The organism is Variovorax sp. KBW07 (assembly GCF_003852515.1).
In the GTDB taxonomy this organism is placed as follows: Bacteria; Pseudomonadota; Gammaproteobacteria; order Burkholderiales; family Burkholderiaceae_C; genus Variovorax.
Genome location: NZ_QAJK01000076.1, coordinates 45,011 through 62,384 on the forward strand (window position 1 = coordinate 45,011; position 17,374 = coordinate 62,384).

The following is a 17,374-nucleotide window of genomic DNA, read 5'->3' on the forward strand; positions in this document are numbered from 1 at the left end:
GCAACACACCCGCAGGATTCTCCAGAAAATGATTCGCTCCCTCTACATCGCCAAGACCGGCCTGGATGCCCAGCAGACCCAGCTGGACGTCGTGTCCAACAACCTGGCCAACGTCGGTACCACCGGCTTCAAGCGCAGCCGCGCCGTGTTCGAAGACCTGGTCTACCAGAACCTGCGCCAGGTCGGCGGCCAGAGCTCCGACCAGACCCGCCTGCCTTCGGGCCTGCAGATCGGCACCGGCGTGCACGTGGTCGCCACCGAGCGCATCCACTCGCAAGGCAACCTCACCAAGACCGACAAGCCCACCGACGTCGCCATCAACGGCAGCGGCTTCTTCCAGGTGCTGATGCCCGACGGCACCACCTCGTACACGCGCGACGGCTCGTTCCAGACCGACCGCGACGGCCAGCTGGTCACGGCCAGCGGCTTCCCGGTGCAGCCAGCCATCACCATTCCGGCGAACGCCACCAGCATCACCGTGGGCCGCGACGGCATCGTGTCGGTGGTGCAGGCGGGCGGAACCAACACCGTGCAGATCGGCCAGCTGCAGCTTGCGACCTTCGTCAACCCGACGGGCCTGCAGAGCAAGGGCGAGAACCTGTATGCGGAAACCGATGCCTCGGGCGCACCCAACCAGGTGAACCCCGGCGTCGATGGCGCCGGCGTGCTGAGCCAGGGCTACGTGGAAGCCTCGAACGTGAACGTGGTGGAAGAGCTGGTCAACATGATCGCCACCCAGCGTTCGTACGAGATCAACAGCAAGGCCGTCCAGACTTCCGACCAGATGCTGCAGCGCCTGGCGCAGATGTGATGCGGGGCGCGCGCTTTCTTCATCGGGGTGTCTTCTTGCGGGCGCTGCTGCTGGTGCTGGCCACCGTGCTGGCCGCGGGCTGCGCGCAGGTGCCGCGCGAGCCGCTGGTGCACCAGCCGATGACCGCGCGCGCCGATTCGTATGCCGCCAACCAGGCGCGGCGCGCCCCCGGCGCGATCTTCCAGGACGGGCCCGGCGCCAACGCGCTGTTCGAAGACCGCCGTCCGCGCAACGTGGGCGACATCCTGACCATCCTGATCAGCGAAAAGGTCAACGCCACCAAGAACTCCGGCGCCAATGCGAGCCGCAGCGGTGGCACCACCGGTGTGTTCGCGGGCATTCCGAAGTTGATCGGCGGCCTGCTCGACGGGCAGGACACCAAGCTCTCGGGCACCAACACGCTCAACGCCAAGGGCGGCGCCAATGCCAACAACACCTTCAACGGCGTGATCACGGTCACCGTGACGGACGTGATGGGCAACGGCAACCTGCTGGTGAGCGGCGAAAAACAGATGGGCATCAACCAGGGCACCGAGTACATCCGCTTCTCGGGCGTGGTGAACCCGCGCACCGTTTCCGGCAACAACACCGTGCCGTCGACCCTGGTGGCCGACGCACGCATCGAATACTCGGCCAAGGGCTATATCGACGAAGCGCAGCACATGGGCTGGATGCAGCGCTTCTTCCTCAACGTGATGCCGTTCTGAACATGACTAACCCCCAGGCTTCGCGCACTTCGTGTCGCTGCTCCAACCCCCTTGCAGGGGGCGATACCTGCGGCCCGGCAAAGCCGGTTCCGCGGTATCCCACGAATGTTTCGGCTCGCTTGCGCATCGCCTTGCTGGGCGTGGTGGCGGCCTTGCTCTTTTCTCCCGCACACGCGGAGCGTCTCAAGGAGCTCGCGAACATCCAGGGCGTGCGCGACAACCCGCTGATCGGCTACGGCCTGATGGTGGGCCTGGACGGCACGGGCGACCAGACCATGCAGACGCCGTTCACCACGCAGAGCCTGAACAACATGCTGCAGCAGCTGGGCATCACGATCCCGCAGGGCGTGAACATGCAGCTGAAGAACGTGGCGGCGGTCATGGTGACGGCCACGCTGCCTTCGTTCGCGCGGCCGGGGCAGAACATCGACGTCACGGTGTCGTCGATGGGCAATGCCAAGAGCCTGCGCGGCGGCACGCTGCTCATGACGCCGCTGAAGGGCGTTGACGGCGCGACCTATGCGGTGGCGCAGGGCAACATGGTGGTCGGCGGCGCGGGCGCCGCGGCCAACGGCAGCAAGGTGCAGGTCAACCAGCTGAGCTCGGGGCGCATTCCCGCCGGGGCGCTGGTGGAGCGCACGGTCGAGGCACCGGTGGGCGCCGAAGGCACCTTCACCATCGAGCTCAACCGCTCCGACTTCGGCACCGCGCAGCGTGCCATGGACGCCATCAACCGGCAGTTCGGGCCCGGCACGGCCGAGGCCATGGACGCCCGCGTGATCCGCGTGCAGGCGCCGGAACCGCAGCGCCGCGTGGGCTTCCTCGCGCAGCTGCAAGACCTCGAAGTGACGCCGACGCAGGCCGGCGCGCGCGTGGTGGTCAACGCACGCACGGGCTCGGTCGTCATGAACCAGGCGGTCCGCGTGAAGGACTGCGCCGTGGCGCACGGCAACCTGTCGGTGGTCATCAACACCGAGCCGGTGATCAGCCAGCCGGGCGCGCTCTCGGGCGGCAGCACGGTGGTGGCGCAGACCTCGCAGATTTCCGTCAACCAGGGCGGCGGCGCCATCCAGATGGTGCGCGGCGGCGCTTCGCTCGCCGATGTGGTGAAGGGCCTGAACAGCCTGGGCGCCAACCCGCAGGACCTGGTGTCGATCCTGCAGGCCATGAAGTCGGCCGGCGCGCTGAGCGCCGAACTCGAGATCATCTGAGGCCGCGCGCATGACCATCTCGACCAACACTTCGAGTGCGAGCGCGTGGACCGGCACCGACGCCGCCAGCCGCGCCAGCGCGCTCGACCAGCGCTTTGCCCTGGACGTGCAGGGCGTCGATGCCCTGCGACGCACCGTGCGCACCTCGCCCGAAGAAGGGCTGCAGCAGGTCTCGCGCCAGTTCGAGGCCCTGTTCATGAACATGGTGCTCAAGAGCATGCGCGAAGCCACGCCGTCGAGCGGCATGCTCGACAGCCAGGACCAGAAGGTCTACCTCTCGATGTTCGACCAGCAGCTCACGCAGAACCTTTCGGGTCGCGGCGTGGGGCTGGCCGAGGCGATGCTGGCGCAATTGCGCCGGCAGCTGCCGGCAGGCGCGCCCGACGCCGAGGCCGACGCCGAGATCGGCGTCAAGCCCATGTCGCTGGAGCCGCGCGGCGGCTTGCCGTACACATCCACATACGGTCCGCGCGCGGGCATTCCCATCGGCTCCGCGCCGAGCGGCCGCGTATCGACCGCCGCCGACCTGGGCGTGTACCAGTTCAATGGCGAGCGCCGTGCGCCTGCCGCAGCCAATGCATCGCTGCAAGGCAACGTCGACGAGTTCGTGGGCCGCATGGGCGCGTCGGCCCAGGTGGCCAGTGCCGCGAGCGGCGTGCCCGCGCCGCTGATCCTGGCGCAGGCCGCGCTGGAGTCCGGCTGGGGCAAGCGCGAGATTCGCGCCGACGACGGCACGCAGAGCTTCAACCTCTTCGGCATCAAGGCCGACCGCGGCTGGAAGGGCGCGACGGTCGAGACCACCACCACCGAGTACGTCGACGGCGAGCCGCAGAAGGTGCGCGCCAAGTTCAGGGCCTATGCCTCGTACGACGAAGCCTTTACCGATTACGCGCGCTTCATTACCCGCAACCCCCGCTACGCCAACGTGCTGGCCACCGACGACCCGAACGAGGCCGCGCACGGCCTGCAGCGCGCGGGCTACGCCACCGATCCGAAGTACGGCGAGAAGCTGGTTCGCATCATGCAGAAGTTCGGCTGAGCCGTTCGCGGCCATCGTTTCATTCGCACGCGGCGGGACACACCACGCAAAGGAACACCATGCAAGAGATCGCAGGCACCCAGAGACCCCAGGCCCAGCGGCATGCGCCGCAAGGCAGCGCCGCCACCACCGCGCCCCGCCTGGAGGTGGTGACCTTCAAGCTGGGCGAAGAGGAATACGGCATCGACATCCAGAAGGTGCAGGAGCTTCGCGGCTACGACGCGGTGACGCGCATCGCCAACGCGCCGGAATACATCAAGGGTGTTGTGAACCTGCGCGGGATCATCGTGCCGATCATCGACATGCGCATCAAGTTCGAGCTGGGCGACCCGACGTACGACCAGTTCACGGTGGTGATCGTGCTGAACATCGGTGGCCGCGTGGTGGGCATGGTGGTGGACAGCGTGTCGGACGTGATCACCCTGACGGCCGAGCAGATCAAGCCGGCGCCGGAGATGGGCTCGGTGCTGGACACCGACTACCTGATCGGGCTGGGCACGCTGGATGAGCGGATGCTGATTTTGGTGGACATCGACCGGCTGATGTCGAGCGATGAGATGGGGCTCATCGAGAAGATCGCGGCCTGACAGGGCATCGGCGAGATCCAGAAAAAAGAGAAATCGAAACCGCACAACAACGACACAGAGGTTCGAGAGGAGACACGAAAAAATGAAAGACTGGACGATCGGAACGCGCATGGGCGCCGGCTTTGCGCTGGTGCTGGCGCTGCTGGTGGCCACGGCGGGCGTCGGCGTGCTGCGGTTGCAGGGCGTGGGCGAGGCCACGCAGGAGATGGCCCAGCGCTCGCTGGTGAAAGAGCGCCTGGCCGCGGCCTGGCAACTGGGCACCAGTACCAACAGCGTGCGCACCTTCTCGCTGCTCAAGAGCAACGACGCCGACGTGCAGGCCTACCTGCAGAAGAACATCGCCGCCACCAGCACCGTGATTTCGGAGACGCAGAAGAAGCTCGAAGACATGCTGGCGTCGCCGGAAGAGCTGGCACTGAGCGCCGACATCAAGAAAAAGCGCGGCGACTATGTCGAGCTGCGCAACCAGATACTGAAGCTCAAGGCCGAGGGCCAGCGCGACGAAGCCGCCAAGCTCACCGACACCCGGCTGCTGGCCGCGCTCGACAGCTACGACGCGAGCATTCGCGCCATGCTGGCGCACCAGCAACAGGAGATCGACCGCACCGCCGCCGCCATCGATGCGCAGTACCGCTCGGGCCGCGTCTACCTGATTGCATTGGCCGTGTTCGCGCTCGCGTTGGGCTCGGTGCTCGCATGGCTGCTGACGCGCAGCATCGTGCAGCCGATTGCCGAGGCGCTGCTGATTGCCGAAACCGTGGCGGCCGGCGATCTGAGCCAGGAATTCGAGACCGAGCGCGGCGGTGATTTTGGCCGGCTGTTGCGCGGCATGGGCGAGATGGAAGACACGCTCACCGACCTCGTGACACGCATCAAGACCTCCACCGATTCGATCGCTGTGGCGTCCCGCGAGATTGCGGCGGGCAACCAGGACCTGTCGTCGCGCACCGAGCAGCAGGCCAGCTCGCTGGAGCAGACGGCGGCGTCGATGGAAGAGCTGACTTCGACCGTGAAGCAGAACGCCGACAACGCACGCCAGGCCAACCAGCTGGCGGTGTCGGCTTCGGCCGTGGCGGTGAAGGGAGGCAACGTGGTGTCGCAGGTGGTGGGCACCATGGGTTCGATCAACGACTCGTCGCGCAAGATCGTCGACATCATCGGCGTGATTGACGGCATTGCGTTCCAGACGAACATCCTCGCACTGAATGCGGCCGTGGAAGCGGCGCGCGCGGGCGAGCAGGGCAAGGGCTTTGCGGTGGTGGCGTCGGAAGTTCGCAGCCTTGCGCAACGTTCGGCCGCAGCGGCAAAGGAAATCAAGACGCTGATTGGCGATTCCGTGGAGAAGGTCGAAGAGGGCAGCAAGCAAGTGGCTGAAGCGGGTCGCACGATGGACGAGATTGTCGGCAGCGTGAGGCGCGTGACCGACATCATGGGCGAGATCACGGCGGCGAGCCAGGAGCAGACGTCGGGCATCGAGCAGATCAACCAGGCCATCACGCAGATGGACCAGGTGACGCAGCAGAACGCGGCACTGGTCGAAGAAGCATCGGCCGCGGCGCAGTCGTTGCAGGAGCAGGCCGACAGCCTCGTGCAGGCCGTGAGCACGTTCAAGCTCGACGCCGACGACAACGCCCCGGTGGCCTGAAGCACCCGTGTTGCGCTCGCGTTTCAACCCGAAGATCGCTCTTCGCCTCGCTCTCTGTTCCACCGTCCTGCTGTTGCTGCTGGCGGCGGCACTGGTCCTTGGTTTCCAGGCCGGCTCCGGCGAAGACTGGGCCTACCAGGCGCTGCTGGCCCTGGCCGCTGGTGCACTGCTTGCCGGCATTGCCATCGCATGGCTGGTCACGCATTCGATCACTCGATCGACCCACGACGCCGAGAAGGTCGCGAAGCGGCTGGACCGGGTCTTTCAACATGTGAATGCCAAGGATTCCTGAAAGCGCCATGAACACCCTTTCCAATCTCAAGATCGGCACCCGTCTCGGCATGGGCTTTGCCACGGTGCTGTTGCTGTTGGCGGCCCTGGTCGGCCTGGGCCTCAATTCAATGGCCGACATCCAGGCGCGGCTCAATGGCATCGTGACCGGCAACAACGTCAAGGTGAGCGCGGTCAATGCGATGGTGGATGCGATCCGCGACATCGCGATCTTCGACAGCAACCTGATCCTGCTGACCGAGGAAGCCGCCATGCGCGAGGAGGTCAAGAAGATCGGCGCCGCGCGGGACCGCTTTGCCAAGGGCCGCGAGACACTCACGAAGCTGCTGGTCACGCCCGATGGCAAGGCACTGCTCTCCCGGGTCGAAGAGCGGCTGGGCGTGCTCGTGCCCTTGAACACCCAACTGACTGACCTGGGCCTGCAGAACAAGAACGAGGAAGCGACGCAGCTGTTCGTGACCAAGTTTCAGCCGGCCGTCCAGTCGCTGGTGGATGTGCTCAATGAAATGATCGTGCACGAAACCGCGCTGTCGGCGCGGGCCAACGAACAGGCCATTGCCGAGTATGCATGGGCGCGCAACCTGATGCTCGTGCTGGGCGGCATCGCGGTGCTGGTGGGCGCCGCGATCGCGTGGTTCATCACGCGATCGATCACGCGGCCCATCGGCGAAGCGGTAGAGGTGGCCGAGAAGGTGGCGGCGGGCGACATCAGTTCGCGCATCGAGGTGCAGTCGAAGGACGAGACCGGCCGGTTGATGTCCGCGCTGAAGGCGATGAACGAGAGCCTGGTGAGGATCGTCAGCGACGTGCGCACGGGTACGGACACGATCGCGACGGCTTCGGGGCAGATTGCTTCGGGGAACCAGGATCTTTCTTCGCGCACGGAAGAGCAGGCCAGTTCGCTGGAGCAGACGGCTGCTTCGATGGAGGAGCTGACTTCGACGGTGAAACAGAACGCGGACAACGCGCGTCAGGCGAACCAACTGGCTGTGTCGGCTTCGGAAGTGGCGGTCAAGGGCGGCAGCGTCGTGTCCCAAGTGGTCGACACGATGGGCTCGATCAATGCATCGTCCAAGAAGATCGTGGACATCATCGGTGTCATCGATGGCATCGCTTTCCAGACGAACATCCTGGCTTTGAATGCAGCTGTGGAAGCGGCTCGCGCTGGCGAGCAAGGCCGTGGCTTTGCGGTGGTGGCTTCGGAAGTTCGCAGCCTGGCGCAGCGTTCGGCCGCAGCGGCCAAGGAAATCAAGACCCTCATTGGTGACTCGGTGGAGAAGGTCGAAGAGGGCAGCAAGCAAGTGGCCGAAGCCGGCCGCACCATGGAAGAGATCGTTGGCAGCGTCAAGCGTGTGACGGACATCATGGGCGAGATCACCGCGGCGAGCCAGGAACAAACGTCCGGCATCGAACAGATCAACCAGGCCATCACGCAGATGGACCAGGTGACGCAGCAGAACGCTGCATTGGTCGAAGAAGCCTCGGCCGCAGCGCAATCGCTGCAAGAGCAAGCCGGCAGCCTCGTGCAAGCCGTGAGCATCTTCAAGCTCGATTCCAACGCCGTCCCCACGCCACCGCGTCCCGGCTTCAAGCACCTCACGCCGATCCCACAGCCTTCCAAGGCCGCGAAACCCGCGCCCAAGCCACGCGCCAAGTCGCTCCCCGCCACTCGCCGCGAGCCCGGCACGGGCGCCGCCCCGCAACTGGCCATGAGCAACGACGCCAAAGGCGACTGGACCGAATTTTGAGAAGAAAGGTCTCAAGTCTGGCGAACTGATGCCGATAACAGGGAGACGGCGTTGCCGCGGCGGCCCGTCTTGAATCCATTTCATGCCGGTGGCCCGCCGTGCGCCGCGGACACCGTCCCCCGTTATTGAAGGAAGAGAGCAATGAGTTTGAAGGATCTGAAAATCGGCACGCGCCTGGGGCTCGGCTTCGCGGTGATGCTGTTGCTGATGGCTTTCATTGCCGGTACCGGCGTGCTGCGCCTGACCAACGTGGGCAATGCCACGGACGAGATGGTGGAAGGCGCGCTGGTCAAGGAACGGCTGGCGAGCGAATGGCTCAGCCTGCTGAAGTCGAACACCGTCGCCAACTTCGCGATGGTCAAGACCACCGATCCGGAGATTGCCGCCTACTTCGCCAAGATCCAGGCCGCGGGCTCGGCACGCATCACGCCCGCGCAGAAAAAGCTGGAGGCGATGCTCAGCACGCCCGAAGAAAAGAAGCTGTACGCCGACGTGGCCGCTGCGCGCGCCGTGGTGCTCGAGACGGTGGGCGTCCTCAACAAGCTGAAGGACGAGAAGAAGCTCGACGAAGCCAATGTGCTGGTCGACACCAAGTTCACGGCCGCGCTGACCGTCTATGCCAACGCCGTCGAATCGCTGGCCAACCACCAGCGCGAACGGATCGACGCCGCCGCCAAGGGCATCACCGCCGACCACACGGCCGGCCGCACCACGCTGATCGTGCTGTCGGCCATTGCACTGGTGCTGGGCGCGCTGTTCGCATGGCGCCTGACGCTGGGCATCGTGCGCCCGCTGGGCCACGCGCTGGAAGTGGCCGAGACGGTGGCCGCGGGCGACCTGAGCGCCAACATCCGCGTCGAAAGCCGCGACGAAGCCGGCCAGCTGATGCAGGCGCTGAAGGACATGAACGCGAGCCTGGCCAAGGTGGTGGGTGAAGTGCGCATGGGCACGGACACGATTGCCACGGCGTCGAGCCAGATCGCATCGGGGAACCAGGACTTGTCTTCGCGCACCGAGCAGCAGGCCAGTTCGCTGGAGCAGACGGCGGCGTCGATGGAAGAGCTGACTTCGACGGTGAAGCAGAACGCGGACAACGCGCGTCAGGCGAACCAGCTGGCTGTGTCGGCTTCGGAAGTTGCAGTGAAGGGTGGCAGCGTGGTGTCGCAAGTGGTCGACACGATGGGGTCGATCAATGCGTCGTCCAAGAAGATTGTCGACATCATCGGCGTCATCGATGGCATCGCCTTCCAGACCAACATCCTGGCTTTGAATGCGGCTGTGGAAGCGGCTCGCGCTGGTGAACAAGGCCGTGGCTTCGCGGTCGTGGCTTCCGAAGTTCGCAGCCTTGCGCAACGCTCGGCAGCAGCAGCCAAGGAAATCAAGACCCTCATCGGCGACTCGGTAGAGAAGGTCGAAGAGGGCAGCAAGCAGGTGGCGGAAGCCGGCCGCACCATGGACGAGATTGTCGGCAGCGTCAAGCGCGTGACCGACATCATGGGCGAGATCACGGCGGCGAGCCAGGAGCAGACGTCGGGCATCGAGCAGATCAACCAGGCCATCACGCAGATGGACCAGGTCACGCAGCAGAACGCAGCGCTGGTCGAAGAAGCATCGGCCGCAGCCCAGTCGCTGCAGGAACAAGCCGGCAGCCTCTCGCAGGTCGTCGGCGTGTTCCGCCTCGGCGGCAACGGCAGCAGCGCGAGTACCGGCAACCAGCTGGCACTGGCCTGAAAGCGGCAACAGGACCATGCGCGTCAATCTGCCCATCACCGACACCGAGTACGAGCTTGCGGAGGGTGAGGCCCTGGTGTCCCGCACGGACCTCAAGGGACGCATCACCTACGTCAACCCGGCCTTCGTCCAGGCCAGCGGCTATGCCGTCGGCGAACTCATGGGCAAGGCGCACAACATCGTGCGCCACCCCGACGTGCCCGCCGAAGCCTTTGCCGACCTGTGGCAGACGCTGGGCCAGGGCCTGCCCTGGACCGGGCTGATCAAGAACCGGCGCAAGAACGGCGACTTCTACTGGGTGCTCGCCAACGTGACGCCCATCAGCCGCCATGGCCGCGTGCAGGGCTACATGTCGGTGCGCAGCCGCCCCGCCCGCGCCGAAGTGATCGAGGCCGATGCGCTCTACCGCCGCATCCGCGAGGGCGGCGCCAAGGGCATCGAGATTGTGCAGGGCGAGGTGGTGCAGCGCGGCTGGACCAACCCGCTGGCACAGCTGCGGCGCATTCCGGTGCGGCGCCGGGTCTTCGGCGCGACAGCCGTGGCCGCGCTGCTGTCGCTGGGTTTCGGCGCGATGGGCTGGATGGAGGCGTCCAGGCTGGCTGCCGCTTCCGGCGCGCACAGCTGGCTTCCCGGCGTGGTTGCCGTGGGCTCCGTCGGCGCCGCGCTGGCCTGGCTGGGCCTGGGGCAGTTTCTCGGCCGCACGGTGTTCCGTCCGCTGGACGAGGCGCTGGAAGTGGCGCGCGCCATCGCGGGCGGCGACCTGGCCCGCTTCGAAGTGCGGCCCGGCGACGAGATCACCGGCCTGCTGCGCGCGCTGAACCAGATGAGCGCGAACCTCTTCGCCATCGTGGCGGACGTGGGCGCGAACGTTGCCGGCGTGATGTCGGCGTCGAGCCAGATCGCCTCGGGCAACCAGGACCTGTCGTCGCGCACCGAACAGCAGGCCAGCTCGCTGGAGCAGACGGCCGCGTCGATGGAAGAGCTGACCTCGACGGTGAAGCAGAACGCCGACAACGCGCGTCAGGCCAACCAGCTGGCCGTGTCGGCTTCGGAAGTGGCGGTGAAGGGCGGCAGCGTGGTCTCGCAAGTGGTCGACACCATGGGCTCGATCAACGACTCGTCGAAAAAGATCGTCGACATCATCGGCGTGATCGACGGCATCGCTTTCCAGACCAACATCCTGGCGCTGAACGCGGCCGTGGAAGCGGCACGCGCGGGCGAGCAGGGCAAGGGCTTTGCGGTGGTGGCTTCTGAAGTGCGCAGCCTGGCGCAGCGCTCGGCTTCGGCGGCCAAGGAGATCAAGACGCTGATCGGCGACTCGGTGGACAAGGTCGCGGCCGGCAGCAAGCAGGTGGCCGAGGCGGGCCGCACGATGCAGGAAATCGTGGGCAGCGTGAAGCGCGTGACCGACATCATGGGCGAGATCACGACCGCGAGCCAGGAGCAGACCTCGGGCATCGAGCAGATCAACCAGGCCATCGCGCAGATGGACCAGGTGACGCAGCAGAACGCCGCGCTGGTCGAAGAGGCTTCGGCCACGGCGCAGTCGCTGCAGGAGCAGGCCGACGGCCTGGTTCGCGCGGTGCAGGTTTTCAGGACCGAGGCCGGCGATGGCGCCGTTGCCCGGAACGAGTTTTAAAAAATCGCAGGAGAAGAGATGCTGACGAAGGCAAAAGACCCATTGAACTCGGCCGCCCCGGCGCCGTCCATCGCCGCCAACGGCCCCCGCCTGGAGGTGGTGACCTTCAAGCTGGGCGAGGAGGAATACGGCATCGACATCCAGAAGGTGCAGGAACTTCGCGGCTACGACGCGGTGACGCGCATCGCGAACGCACCGGAGTACATCAAGGGTGTGGTGAACCTGCGCGGGATCATCGTGCCGATCATCGACATGCGCATCAAGTTCGAGCTGGGCGACCCGACGTACGACCAGTTCACGGTGGTGATCGTGCTGAACATTGGCGGCCGCGTGGTGGGGATGGTGGTGGACAGCGTGTCGGACGTGATCACGCTGACGGCCGAGCAGATCAAGCCGGCGCCGGAGATGGGCTCGGTGCTGGACACCGACTACCTGATCGGGCTGGGCACGCTGGACGAGCGGATGCTGATTTTGGTGGACATCGACCGGCTGATGTCGAGCGACGAAATGGGTCTTGTAGAAGCCGCCGCCACCGCCTGATTGCCGCGCCATGGCCGCACGGCCAGGTATCGGTCCATCGCCTTCAACCTTCAACGCCTGCACCATGAACTTCTTTTCCAACCTGCGCATCGGGACCCGGCTGGCCGTGGCCTTCACCATCGTCCTGGGCCTGACCGTGATTTCCACCGCCATCGCGCTGGTTTCCGCGCGAAGCAACGCGGAAGCCACCCGGCTCATGATGGAAAGCCCGCTGGCCAAGGAACGGCTGATCTCCGACTGGTACGTGCTGACCTACTCGGCCATTGCGCGCACGTCGATGATCGCGCGCACCACCGACGAGACGCTGCCGGTGGTGTTCGCGGACGTCATCTCGGACAGCGTGAAGAAGGGCAGCGAGACCATGGCGAAGGTCGAGAAGCTGCTGGTGACAGAAGAAGAAAAGGCGCTCTACAAATCGATCGTCGCGTTGCGCGCCAAGTACCAGGCCGCCAAAGACGAAGTGGGCAAGGCCAGGGCGAGCGGCAGCGCGGTGGACACCACGCGTGCGTTCAAGGAATCGTTCCAGCCCGCGGCAAAGGCCTACGAAACCAGCGTGCTCAACCTGCTGTCGATGGAGCGCAAGGCCATCGACGACATGAGCCTGGCCATCGACGCGGCGAACGCGCACAGCTTCAACCTGCAGATGCTGCTGACTTTGCTGACGGTGATCAGCGGCGGCATCTTCGCGCTGTTCATCTCGCGCAGCATCGTGCGGCCGCTGGCCAAGGCCGTGGTGGTTGCGCAGACGGTGGCCGGCGGTGACCTGAGCGCGAACATCCAGGTGGAGAGCCGCGACGAGGCGGGCCAGCTGATGCAGGCGCTGAAGAACATGAACGAGAACCTGGCCAAGGTGGTGGGCGAGGTGCGCACGGGCACGGAGACGATTGCGACGGCTTCGGGGCAGATTGCTTCGGGGAACCAGGATCTTTCTTCGCGCACGGAAGAGCAGGCGAGTTCGCTGGAGCAGACGGCGGCGTCGATGGAAGAGCTGACCTCGACGGTGAAGCAGAACGCTGATAACGCCCGTCAGGCGAACCAGCTGGCTGTGTCGGCTTCCGAGGTGGCGGTGAAGGGCGGTAGCGTGGTGTCGCAAGTGGTCGACACGATGGGCTCGATCAATGCGTCGTCCAAGAAGATCGTGGACATCATCGGCGTGATCGATGGCATCGCCTTCCAGACCAACATCCTGGCGCTGAATGCGGCTGTGGAAGCTGCTCGTGCAGGCGAGCAAGGCCGCGGCTTTGCTGTCGTGGCCTCTGAAGTCCGCAGCCTTGCGCAGCGTTCGGCCGCAGCTGCCAAGGAAATCAAGACCCTCATCGGCGACTCGGTAGAAAAGGTCGAAGAGGGCAGCAAGCAGGTGGCGGAAGCCGGCCGCACCATGGAAGAAATCGTCGGCAGCGTCAAGCGTGTGACGGACATCATGGGAGAGATCACCGCGGCGAGCCAGGAACAAACGTCCGGCATCGAACAGATCAACCAGGCCATCACGCAGATGGACCAGGTGACGCAGCAGAACGCAGCCTTGGTCGAAGAGGCATCGGCCGCAGCCCAGTCGTTGCAGGAACAAGCCGGCAGCCTCGTGCAAGCCGTCAGCATCTTCAAGCTCGACACCGACGGCCAGGCCGCCTCCCGCCCACAGGCCCGCGCACTGCCGGCCACCCCGCGCGAGAAGCTGGCGGCCGCGGTGCCCCGGCTGGCCGCGGCGGGCGCGGATGCCGCCGGCGACTGGCGTGCTTTCTAGGAATGGATAACCGCCGCGGGCACCGTCGGCCGGCCCTGCCGGGCGACCGTGTTCCGCGGCGGCGAGTTGAATCGGGCTCCACGGCCCAAAGGAAAAATCATTAAAACTTTCTACAACCTCAAAATCGCGACCAAGCTGCTTGTGTCGTTCATCGCCGTGCTTGTGTTGACGGCCTGCCTTGGCGCCTTCTCGGTGTTGCAACTGGGCAAGGTCCACGACATGTCGACGGACCTGGCAACCAACTGGATGCCCGCCACGCGTTCGTTGCTCGAAATGAAGAACCTGGTGGCGCGCTACCGTTCCCAGGAACTGCAGCACATCCTCTCGGGTTCGTACGACGAAATGGCCGTCTACGAAAAGTCGATGGACGAAACCTGGAGCGCGCTGCAGAAGACCCGCACCGAGTACGAGACGCTCATTTCGGAGCCGGAGGAGCGCGAGATCTACCCGGTGTACGAGAAGCTGCTGGCCCAGTACGCCATAGAGCACAACAAGATCATCGCCATCTCGCACACGCAGGAGAGCGAACAGGCCACCGCGCTGATCCGTGGCAAGTCGCTGCAGCTGAACCGCGAGATCACCTCGGCGCTCGACAAGCTGACCGAAGTGAACGTGAAGGGCGCCATCCGTGCCGGCGTCACGGCCGACGAGGTGTTTGCGAAAGCCCGCCTTTGGGTGCTCGGCATGCTGCTGGGCAGCGTGGCGCTGGGCCTGGTGCTGGCCCTGTGGATTGCGCGCATCGTCGCGCGTCCGCTGGCCGAGGCGGTGAAGGTGGCGCAGTCGGTGGCCGCGGGCGACCTGACCAGCCGCATCGAGGCGCACACGACGGACGAGACCGGTTTGCTGCTGGACGCCCTGAAGGGCATGAACGACAGCCTGGTGAAGATCGTCGGGGAAGTGCGCACGGGGACGGACACGATCGCCACGGCATCGAGCCAGATCGCTTCGGGGAACCAGGATCTTTCTTCGCGCACGGAAGAGCAGGCCAGTTCGCTGGAGCAGACCGCTGCTTCGATGGAAGAACTGACTTCGACGGTGAAGCAGAACGCTGATAACGCGCGTCAGGCCAACCAACTGGCCGTGTCGGCTTCGGAAGTTGCCGTGAAGGGCGGCAGCGTCGTGTCGCAAGTGGTCGACACGATGGGCTCGATCAATGCATCGTCGAAGAAGATCGTCGACATCATCGGTGTCATCGATGGCATCGCCTTCCAGACCAACATCCTGGCTTTGAATGCGGCTGTTGAAGCTGCTCGTGCTGGCGAACAAGGCCGTGGCTTTGCAGTCGTGGCTTCCGAGGTTCGCAGCCTGGCCCAACGCTCGGCCGCAGCAGCCAAGGAAATCAAGACCCTCATCGGCGATTCGGTCGAGAAGGTCGAAGAGGGCAGCAAGCAAGTCGCGGAAGCCGGCCGCACGATGGACGAGATCGTCGGCAGCGTGAGACGCGTGACGGACATCATGGGCGAGATCACCGCAGCGAGCCAGGAGCAGACCTCGGGCATTGAACAGATCAACCAGGCCATCACGCAGATGGACCAGGTGACGCAGCAGAACGCCGCACTGGTCGAAGAAGCCTCGGCCGCAGCGCAATCGCTTCAGGAACAAGCCGGCAGCCTTGTGCAAGCCGTCAGCATCTTCAAGCTCGACACGCACGCCATGGCCGCGCGCCCCAATTTCAAGCGCCTCACCCCGATTCCGAAGGCTGCCCCGCCGGCGCCCAAGGCACGTGCCAAGGCGCTGCCGGCGCAACGGAGCACGGGTTCACGTACCGCCCCCCAACTCGCCATGGCCGGCGACGCGAAGGGCGACTGGACCGAGTTCTAAAAGAAGGAAGAGGGCTCAACACTCGCGGGCCCGTGCCGATAACGAAACGACAACGCCGCGTCCCGCGGTGGGATTCGTTCCAGTTCTGAAAGAAGAAGACAAATGAGTTTGAAGAACCTGAAGATCGGCACGCGCCTTGGGCTCGGCTTTGCCGCCATCCTGTTGCTGATGGCCGTCATTGCCGGCACCGGCATGCTGCGCCTGGCGAACGTGGGCAGCGCGACCGACGAGATGATGAAGCACGCGCTGGTCAAGGAGCGCCTGGCCAACCAGTGGTCGAACCTGCTGGGCCCGACGATCGTTCGATCGTTCGCGATGGTCAAGGCGACCGATCCGGCCGTCGTGACCTACTTCGCCAATGCCCGCGCCGAGAGCTCGGCAAAGATCAACCCGGTGCAGAAGAAGCTCGAGGAAATGCTGACTTCACCGGAAGAAAAGAAGCTGTATGCCGACGTGGCCGACGCGCGCGCGGTGGTGCTGGAGATCATCGAGAAGATCAACAAGCTCAAGACCGACGGCAAGAGCGCGGAGGCCAGCGAGCTGGCCGACACCAAGTTCGCGGCAGGGCTGACCGTCTACGAGAATGCGGTGGCCAACCTCGCGGCGCACCAGCGCGACAAGATCGACGCCGTTGCGTTGGGCATTGCGGCCGACCAGTCGACGGGCCAGACCACGCTGATGGTGCTGTCGGCGATTGCGCTGCTGGTGGGCGCACTGTTCGCGTGGCGCCTGAGCGTGGGCATCGTGCGCCCGCTGGGCCATGCGGTGACCGTTGCCGAAACCGTGGCTGGCGGTGACCTGAGCGCGAACATCCGCGTCGAAAGCCGCGACGAGGCCGGCCAATTGATGCAGGCGTTGAAGGACATGAACGCGAACCTGGCCAAGGTGGTCGGTGAAGTGCGTACTGGCACCGAGACGATTGCCACGGCTTCGGGGCAGATCGCTTCGGGGAATGAAGACCTGTCGTCGCGCACCGAGCAGCAGGCCAGCTCGCTGGAGCAGACGGCTGCTTCGATGGAGGAGCTGACTTCGACGGTCAAGCAGAACGCTGATAACGCGCGTCAGGCGAACCAGCTGGCTGTGTCGGCTTCGGAAGTTGCGGTGAAGGGCGGCAGCGTCGTGTCGCAAGTGGTCGACACGATGGGCTCGATCAATGCGTCGTCCAAGAAGATCGTGGACATCATCGGTGTCATCGATGGCATCGCCTTCCAAACGAACATCCTGGCATTGAATGCGGCCGTTGAAGCTGCACGCGCTGGCGAGCAGGGCCGCGGCTTTGCGGTGGTGGCTTCGGAAGTTCGCAGTCTGGCCCAACGCTCGGCTGCAGCGGCCAAGGAAATCAAGACGCTGATTGGCGACTCGGTAGAGAAGGTCGAAGAGGGCAGCAAGCAAGTGGCAGAAGCCGGCCGCACCATGGAAGAAATCGTCGGCAGCGTCAAGCGCGTGACGGACATCATGGGCGAGATCACCGCGGCGAGCCAGGAACAGACCTCGGGCATCGAGCAGATCAACCAGGCCATCACGCAGATGGACCAGGTCACGCAACAGAACGCGGCACTGGTCGAAGAAGCATCGGCCGCAGCGCAATCGCTTCAGGAACAAGCCGGCAGCCTCGTGCAAGCCGTCAGCATTTTCAAGCTCGATGCCAACGCCGTCGCCACGAACCGCCCGGGTTTCAAGCGCGTCACGCCGATTCCGCAGCCGGCCAAACCCGCGCCCAAGCCACGCGCCAAGTCGCTCCCCGCTGCCCGCCGCGAACCCGGCACGGGCGCCGCTCCGCAGCTGGCCATGAGCAACGACGCCAAGGGCGACTGGACGGAATTCTGAGCACGCAGGCCGGCATGCGCCAAACCGACCCTCAAG

At 65.2% G+C, this 17,374-nt stretch carries 14 protein-coding genes; all 14 read left to right on the forward strand.

Annotation, left to right across the window (positions count from 1 at the left end):
* Positions 1-28 precede the first annotated feature (28 nt).
* The 14 genes from flgG (at position 29) to DBV14_RS16875 (ending at position 17,338) form a co-directional block, all read left to right on the forward strand.
* Positions 29-811, forward strand: coding sequence for a flagellar basal-body rod protein FlgG (gene flgG / locus DBV14_RS16805; RefSeq protein WP_124460299.1), 783 nt, complete (start codon positions 29-31; stop codon positions 809-811).
* Positions 811-1,518, forward strand: a complete 708-nt coding sequence (locus DBV14_RS16810; RefSeq protein WP_185546038.1) for a flagellar basal body L-ring protein FlgH — start codon at positions 811-813, stop codon at positions 1,516-1,518. The genes flgG and DBV14_RS16810 overlap by 1 nt, the downstream gene beginning before the upstream one ends.
* Positions 1,519-1,637: 119 nt before the next feature.
* Positions 1,638-2,729, forward strand: coding sequence for a flagellar basal body P-ring protein FlgI (locus DBV14_RS16820; RefSeq protein ID WP_124460301.1), 1,092 nt, complete (start codon positions 1,638-1,640; stop codon positions 2,727-2,729).
* Between the two features lie 10 nt (positions 2,730-2,739).
* Complete coding sequence (gene flgJ / locus DBV14_RS16825) at positions 2,740-3,768, forward strand: flagellar assembly peptidoglycan hydrolase FlgJ (RefSeq protein WP_124460302.1); 1,029 nt, start codon at positions 2,740-2,742, stop codon at positions 3,766-3,768.
* Positions 3,769-3,827: 59 nt separating this feature from the next.
* On the forward strand, positions 3,828-4,355 hold the full coding sequence (locus tag DBV14_RS16830; protein ID WP_260397086.1) for a chemotaxis protein CheW: 528 nt from the start codon (positions 3,828-3,830) through the stop codon (positions 4,353-4,355).
* An 82-nt stretch (positions 4,356-4,437) separates the two neighbouring features.
* The gene (locus DBV14_RS16835) at positions 4,438-6,000 is read left to right on the forward strand and encodes a methyl-accepting chemotaxis protein (RefSeq protein ID WP_124460303.1); all 1,563 of its coding nucleotides are present in this window, start codon (positions 4,438-4,440) and stop codon (positions 5,998-6,000) included.
* A gap of 10 nt (positions 6,001-6,010) precedes the next feature.
* On the forward strand, positions 6,011-6,292 hold the full coding sequence (locus DBV14_RS16840) for a hypothetical protein (RefSeq protein ID WP_124460304.1): 282 nt from the start codon (positions 6,011-6,013) through the stop codon (positions 6,290-6,292).
* A gap of 7 nt (positions 6,293-6,299) precedes the next feature.
* Positions 6,300-8,039, forward strand: a complete 1,740-nt coding sequence (locus tag DBV14_RS16845) for a methyl-accepting chemotaxis protein (RefSeq protein ID WP_124460305.1) — start codon at positions 6,300-6,302, stop codon at positions 8,037-8,039.
* Positions 8,040-8,180: 141 nt separating this feature from the next.
* The gene (locus DBV14_RS16850) at positions 8,181-9,770 is read left to right on the forward strand and encodes a methyl-accepting chemotaxis protein (RefSeq protein ID WP_124460306.1); all 1,590 of its coding nucleotides are present in this window, start codon (positions 8,181-8,183) and stop codon (positions 9,768-9,770) included.
* A 16-nt stretch (positions 9,771-9,786) separates the two neighbouring features.
* Positions 9,787-11,409: a PAS domain-containing methyl-accepting chemotaxis protein gene (locus DBV14_RS16855; RefSeq protein WP_124460307.1), complete on the forward strand. Its 1,623-nt coding sequence runs from the start codon at positions 9,787-9,789 to the stop codon at positions 11,407-11,409.
* 18 nt (positions 11,410-11,427) lie between these two features.
* Positions 11,428-11,949, forward strand: coding sequence for a chemotaxis protein CheW (locus tag DBV14_RS16860; RefSeq protein ID WP_124460308.1), 522 nt, complete (start codon positions 11,428-11,430; stop codon positions 11,947-11,949).
* Positions 11,950-12,013: 64 nt separating this feature from the next.
* Entirely contained in the window at positions 12,014-13,690 is a 1,677-nt protein-coding gene (locus tag DBV14_RS16865; RefSeq protein ID WP_124460309.1) for a methyl-accepting chemotaxis protein, read from the forward strand.
* Between the two features lie 99 nt (positions 13,691-13,789).
* Positions 13,790-15,511, forward strand: a complete 1,722-nt coding sequence (locus tag DBV14_RS16870; protein WP_124460343.1) for a methyl-accepting chemotaxis protein — start codon at positions 13,790-13,792, stop codon at positions 15,509-15,511.
* A 102-nt stretch (positions 15,512-15,613) separates the two neighbouring features.
* Positions 15,614-17,338 (forward strand): methyl-accepting chemotaxis protein, encoded by a 1,725-nt coding sequence (locus tag DBV14_RS16875; protein ID WP_124460310.1) that lies wholly within the window; start codon positions 15,614-15,616, stop codon positions 17,336-17,338.
* Positions 17,339-17,374: the final 36 nt, after the last annotated feature.

Coding starts and splice junctions, on each gene's coding strand:
- DBV14_RS16860 (WP_124460308.1), top strand. CDS start 11,428: ATGCTGACGAAGGCAAAAGACCCATTGAACTCGGCCGCCCCGGCGCCG.
- DBV14_RS16865 (WP_124460309.1), top strand. CDS start 12,014: ATGAACTTCTTTTCCAACCTGCGCATCGGGACCCGGCTGGCCGTGGCC.
- flgJ (WP_124460302.1), top strand. CDS start 2,740: ATGACCATCTCGACCAACACTTCGAGTGCGAGCGCGTGGACCGGCACC.
- DBV14_RS16845 (WP_124460305.1), top strand. CDS start 6,300: ATGAACACCCTTTCCAATCTCAAGATCGGCACCCGTCTCGGCATGGGC.
- DBV14_RS16810 (WP_185546038.1), top strand. CDS start 811: ATGCGGGGCGCGCGCTTTCTTCATCGGGGTGTCTTCTTGCGGGCGCTG.
- DBV14_RS16835 (WP_124460303.1), top strand. CDS start 4,438: ATGAAAGACTGGACGATCGGAACGCGCATGGGCGCCGGCTTTGCGCTG.
- DBV14_RS16875 (WP_124460310.1), top strand. CDS start 15,614: ATGAGTTTGAAGAACCTGAAGATCGGCACGCGCCTTGGGCTCGGCTTT.
- DBV14_RS16830 (WP_260397086.1), top strand. CDS start 3,828: ATGCAAGAGATCGCAGGCACCCAGAGACCCCAGGCCCAGCGGCATGCG.
- DBV14_RS16855 (WP_124460307.1), top strand. CDS start 9,787: ATGCGCGTCAATCTGCCCATCACCGACACCGAGTACGAGCTTGCGGAG.
- DBV14_RS16850 (WP_124460306.1), top strand. CDS start 8,181: ATGAGTTTGAAGGATCTGAAAATCGGCACGCGCCTGGGGCTCGGCTTC.
- flgG (WP_124460299.1), top strand. CDS start 29: ATGATTCGCTCCCTCTACATCGCCAAGACCGGCCTGGATGCCCAGCAG.